General features: G+C 53.4%; 2 tRNA genes and 3 rRNA genes. All 5 read left to right on the forward strand.

From position 1 onward, the window contains the following. Window positions 1-1,292, forward strand: a 16S ribosomal RNA gene (locus DT73_RS21015); the annotation flags it as partial. Between the two features lie 86 nt (window positions 1,293-1,378). Continuing rightward, window positions 1,379-1,454, forward strand: a tRNA-Glu gene (locus tag DT73_RS21020). A 182-nt stretch (window positions 1,455-1,636) separates the two neighbouring features. Continuing rightward, window positions 1,637-4,542 (forward strand): 23S ribosomal RNA (locus DT73_RS21025). 95 nt (window positions 4,543-4,637) lie between these two features. Next, window positions 4,638-4,753: ribosomal RNA gene (gene rrf, locus DT73_RS21030) — 5S ribosomal RNA — on the forward strand. Window positions 4,754-4,835: 82 nt separating this feature from the next. Continuing rightward, a tRNA-Asp gene (locus DT73_RS21035) sits at window positions 4,836-4,912 on the forward strand.

Genomic DNA, 4,912 nt, shown 5'->3' on the forward strand with positions numbered 1-4,912 from the left:
GTTGGTGAGGTAACGGCTCACCAAGGCGACGATCCCTAGCTGGTCTGAGAGGATGACCAGCCACACTGGAACTGAGACACGGTCCAGACTCCTACGGGAGGCAGCAGTGGGGAATATTGCACAATGGGCGCAAGCCTGATGCAGCCATGCCGCGTGTATGAAGAAGGCCTTCGGGTTGTAAAGTACTTTCAGTCAGGAGGAAGGTGGTGAACTTAATACGTTCATCAATTGACGTTACTGACAGAAGAAGCACCGGCTAACTCCGTGCCAGCAGCCGCGGTAATACGGAGGGTGCAAGCGTTAATCGGAATTACTGGGCGTAAAGCGCACGCAGGCGGTCTGTCAAGTCGGATGTGAAATCCCCGGGCTCAACCTGGGAACTGCATTCGAAACTGGCAGGCTAGAGTCTCGTAGAGGGAGGTAGAATTCCAGGTGTAGCGGTGAAATGCGTAGAGATCTGGAGGAATACCGGTGGCGAAGGCGGCCTCCTGGACGAAGACTGACGCTCAGGTGCGAAAGCGTGGGGAGCAAACAGGATTAGATACCCTGGTAGTCCACGCCGTAAACGATGTCGACTTGGAGGCTGTGCCCTTGAGGCGTGGCTTCCGGAGCTAACGCGTTAAGTCGACCGCCTGGGGAGTACGGCCGCAAGGTTAAAACTCAAATGAATTGACGGGGGCCCGCACAAGCGGTGGAGCATGTGGTTTAATTCGATGCAACGCGAAGAACCTTACCTGGTCTTGACATCCAGAGAATCCTGCAGAGATGCGGGAGTGCCTTCGGGAACTCTGAGACAGGTGCTGCATGGCTGTCGTCAGCTCGTGTTGTGAAATGTTGGGTTAAGTCCCGCAACGAGCGCAACCCTTATCCTTTGTTGCCAGCGGTTAGGCCGGGAACTCAAAGGAGACTGCCAGTGATAAACTGGAGGAAGGTGGGGATGACGTCAAGTCATCATGGCCCTTACGACCAGGGCTACACACGTGCTACAATGGCGCATACAAAGAGAAGCGAACTTGCGAGAGTAAGCGGACCTCATAAAGTGCGTCGTAGTCCGGATTGGAGTCTGCAACTCGACTCCATGAAGTCGGAATCGCTAGTAATCGCGGATCAGAATGCCGCGGTGAATACGTTCCCGGGCCTTGTACACACCGCCCGTCACACCATGGGAGTGGGTTGCAAAAGAAGTAGGTAGCTTAACCTTCGGGAGGGCGCTTACCACTTTGTGATTCATGACTGGGGTGAAGTCGTAACAAGGTAACCGTAGGGGAACCTGCGGTTGGATCACCTCCTTACCTTAAAGATACGGTCTTTTGCAGTGCTCACACAGATTGTCTGATGAAAGTAAAGAAGCAAGGCGTCTTGCGAAGCAGACTTCAGTGTCCCCTTCGTCTAGAGGCCCAGGACACCGCCCTTTCACGGCGGTAACAGGGGTTCGAATCCCCTAGGGGACGCCACTTGCTGGTTTGTGAGTGAAAGTCGCCGACCTCAGTATCTCAAAACTGATTCAGCAGTGAATCATGTTTGAGATATTTGCTCTTTAAAAATCCGGAACAAGCTGAAAATTGAAACACTGAACAACGCAAGTTGTTCGTGAGTCTCTCAAAACTTATAACACGAAGACATCTTCGGGTTGTGAGGTTAAGCGACTAAGCGTACACGGTGGATGCCCTGGCAGTCAGAGGCGATGAAGGACGTGCTAATCTGCGAAAAGCGCCGGTAAGGTGATATGAACCGTTATAACCGGCGATGTCCGAATGGGGAAACCCAGTGTGACTCGTCACACTATCATTAACTGAATCCATAGGTTAATGAGGCGAACCGGGAGAACTGAAACATCTAAGTACCCCGAGGAAAAGAAATCAACCGAGATTCCCCAAGTAGCGGCGAGCGAACGGGGAAGAGCCCAGAGTCTGAATCAGCAGGTGTGTTAGTGGAACGGTCCGGAATGGCCGGCGATACAGGGTGAAAGCCCCGTACACGAAAGTGCACCTGTTGTGAGCTCGATGAGTAGGGCGGGACACGTGGTATCCTGTCTGAATATGGGGGGACCATCCTCCAAGGCTAAATACTCCTGACTGACCGATAGTGAACCAGTACCGTGAGGGAAAGGCGAAAAGAACCCCGGCGAGGGGAGTGAAAAAGAACCTGAAACCGTGTACGTACAAGCAGTGGGAGCCTCTTTAATGGGGTGACTGCGTACCTTTTGTATAATGGGTCAGCGACTTATATTCTGTAGCAAGGTTAACCGTATAGGGGAGCCGCAGGGAAACCGAGTCTTAACCGGGCGTCCAGTTGCAGGGTATAGACCCGAAACCCGGTGATCTAGCCATGGGCAGGTTGAAGGTTGGGTAACACTAACTGGAGGACCGAACCGACTAATGTTGAAAAATTAGCGGATGACCTGTGGCTGGGGGTGAAAGGCCAATCAAACCGGGAGATAGCTGGTTCTCCCCGAAAGCTATTTAGGTAGCGCCTCGTGAACTCATCTTCGGGGGTAGAGCACTGTTTCGGCTAGGGGGCCATCCCGGCTTACCAACCCGATGCAAACTACGAATACCGAAGAATGTTATCACGGGAGACACACGGCGGGTGCTAACGTCCGTCGTGAAGAGGGAAACAACCCAGACCGCCAGCTAAGGTCCCAAAGTCATGGTTAAGTGGGAAACGATGTGGGAAGGCCCAGACAGCCAGGATGTTGGCTTAGAAGCAGCCATCATTTAAAGAAAGCGTAATAGCTCACTGGTCGAGTCGGCCTGCGCGGAAGATGTAACGGGGCTAAACCATGCACCGAAGCTGCGGCAGCGACACTAAGTGTTGTTGGGTAGGGGAGCGTTCTGTAAGCCGGTGAAGGTGTGCTGTGAGGCATGCTGGAGGTATCAGAAGTGCGAATGCTGACATAAGTAACGATAATGCGGGTGAAAAACCCGCACGCCGGAAGACCAAGGGTTCCTGTCCAACGTTAATCGGGGCAGGGTGAGTCGACCCCTAAGGCGAGGCCGAAAGGCGTAGTCGATGGGAAACAGGTTAATATTCCTGTACTTGGTGTTACTGCGAAGGGGGGACGGAGAAGGCTGTGTCATCCGGGCGACGGTTGTCCCGGTTTAAGCGTGAAGGTGGAGTGACCAGGCAAATCCGGTTGCTCATTAACACTGAGGCGTGATGACGAGGCACTACGGTGCTGAAGTGACAGATGCCCTGCTTCCAGGAAAAGCCTCTAAGCTCCAGGTAACACGAAATCGTACCCCAAACCGACACAGGTGGTCAGGTAGAGAATACCAAGGCGCTTGAGAGAACTCGGGTGAAGGAACTAGGCAAAATGGTGCCGTAACTTCGGGAGAAGGCACGCTGACACGTAGGTGAAGTCCCTCGCGGATGGAGCTGAAGTCAGTCGAAGATACCAGCTGGCTGCAACTGTTTATTAAAAACACAGCACTGTGCAAACACGAAAGTGGACGTATACGGTGTGACGCCTGCCCGGTGCCGGAAGGTTAATTGATGGGGTCAGCGCAAGCGAAGCTCCTGATCGAAGCCCCGGTAAACGGCGGCCGTAACTATAACGGTCCTAAGGTAGCGAAATTCCTTGTCGGGTAAGTTCCGACCTGCACGAATGGCGTAATGATGGCCAGGCTGTCTCCACCCGAGACTCAGTGAAATTGAACTCGCCGTGAAGATGCGGTGTACCCGCGGCAAGACGGAAAGACCCCGTGAACCTTTACTATAGCTTGACACTGAACATTGAGCCTTGATGTGTAGGATAGGTGGGAGGCTTTGAAGTGTGGACGCCAGTCTGCATGGAGCCAACCTTGAAATACCACCCTTTAATGTTTGATGTTCTAACCTGGCGCCATAATCTGGCGTGGGGACAGTGTCTGGTGGGTAGTTTGACTGGGGCGGTCTCCTCCTAAAGTGTAACGGAGGAGCACGAAGGTTGGCTAATCCTGGTCGGACATCAGGAGGTTAGTGCAATGGCATAAGCCAGCTTGACTGCGAGCGTGACGGCGCGAGCAGGTGCGAAAGCAGGTCATAGTGATCCGGTGGTTCTGAATGGAAGGGCCATCGCTCAACGGATAAAAGGTACTCCGGGGATAACAGGCTGATACCGCCCAAGAGTTCATATCGACGGCGGTGTTTGGCACCTCGATGTCGGCTCATCACATCCTGGGGCTGAAGTAGGTCCCAAGGGTATGGCTGTTCGCCATTTAAAGTGGTACGCGAGCTGGGTTTAGAACGTCGTGAGACAGTTCGGTCCCTATCTGCCGTGGGCGCTGGAGAATTGAGGGGGGCTGCTCCTAGTACGAGAGGACCGGAGTGGACGCATCACTGGTGTTCGGGTTGTCATGCCAATGGCATTGCCCGGTAGCTACATGCGGAAGAGATAAGTGCTGAAAGCATCTAAGCACGAAACTTGCCCCGAGATGAGTTCTCCCTGACCCTTTAAGGGTCCTGAAGGAACGTTGAAGACGACGACGTTGATAGGCCGGGTGTGTAAGCGCAGCGATGCGTTGAGCTAACCGGTACTAATGAACCGTGAGGCTTAACCTTACAACGCCAAAGATGTTTTGGTGTGAGAGACGAAATTTTTAGCTTGTTAACGGATAATGTTCATGGCCGTGAGGCGGTGAATAAAACAGAATATGCCTGGCGGCAAGAGCGCGGTGGTCCCACCTGACCCCATGCCGAACTCAGAAGTGAAACGCCGTAGCGCCGATGGTAGTGTGGGGTCTCCCCATGCGAGAGTAGGGAACTGCCAGGCTTCAATTTAAACATTCGCGTTACGCGGGTGTGGAAAGAAAAAGTAATAAGCCATTTTAATGGCTGTTGCAGAAAAATTCGGTGGAGCGGTAGTTCAGTTGGTTAGAATACCTGCCTGTCACGCAGGGGGTCGCGGGTTCGAGTCCCGTCCGTTCCGCCA

Origin of the sequence: Mangrovibacter sp. MFB070, from assembly GCF_000705335.1 — a bacterium.
Classification (GTDB): domain Bacteria; phylum Pseudomonadota; class Gammaproteobacteria; order Enterobacterales; family Enterobacteriaceae; genus Mangrovibacter; species Mangrovibacter plantisponsor.